This is a genomic window from Nocardia rhamnosiphila NBRC 108938 (genome assembly GCF_000720425.1).
Lineage (GTDB): Bacteria > Actinomycetota > Actinomycetes > Mycobacteriales > Mycobacteriaceae > Nocardia > Nocardia rhamnosiphila.
The window spans coordinates 1-646 of the sequence record NZ_JOAJ01000051.1 but is presented as its reverse complement, the minus strand read 5'-3'; the positions used below and the strand labels follow the sequence as shown (position 1 = coordinate 646).

Sequence of the window (646 nt, the reverse complement as noted above, 5' to 3'; positions counted from 1 at the left end):
GACCCCGGAAGAGCGGCTGCTGCGCGCGATCTTCGGTGAGAAGGCCCGCGAAGTCCGTGACACCTCGCTGAAGGTGCCCCACGGTGAGTCGGGCAAGGTCATCGGTATCCGCGTGTTCTCCCGCGAGGACGACGAGCCGGACGGCACGCCGGTGGACATTATTTTGAACACCCATGGTGTGCCGCGTCGTATGAATATCGGGCAGATCCTGGAAACCCACCTCGGCTGGATCGGTAAAGCCGGCTGGGAAGTCGATGTCGCCGCCGACGGCACCCGCCCGGATTGGGCGAAGGCGCTGCCGGAGGAGATGCTGGGCGCTCCGGCCGATTCCAATATCGCGACACCGGTCTTCGACGGTGCGCGTGAGGAGGAACTGACCGGGCTGCTGGCGTCGACGCTGCCCAACCGTGATGGTGAGCGCATGGTCAACGACGACGGCAAGTCGACGCTGTTCGACGGTCGGTCCGGTGAGCCGTTCCCGTATCCGGTGGCGGTCGGCTACATGTACATCTTGAAGCTGCACCATCTGGTCGACGACAAGATCCATGCCCGGTCGACCGGTCCGTACTCGATGATCACCCAGCAGCCGCTGGGTGGTAAGGCGCAGTTCGGTGGTCAGCGGTTCGGTGAGATGGAGTGCTGGGCC

At 64.6% G+C, this 646-nt stretch carries 1 pseudogene; it reads left to right on the top strand.

Annotated elements, in window-relative coordinates:
- Window positions 1-646, top strand: a pseudogene (locus IG75_RS0135640) (DNA-directed RNA polymerase subunit beta); the annotation flags it as partial.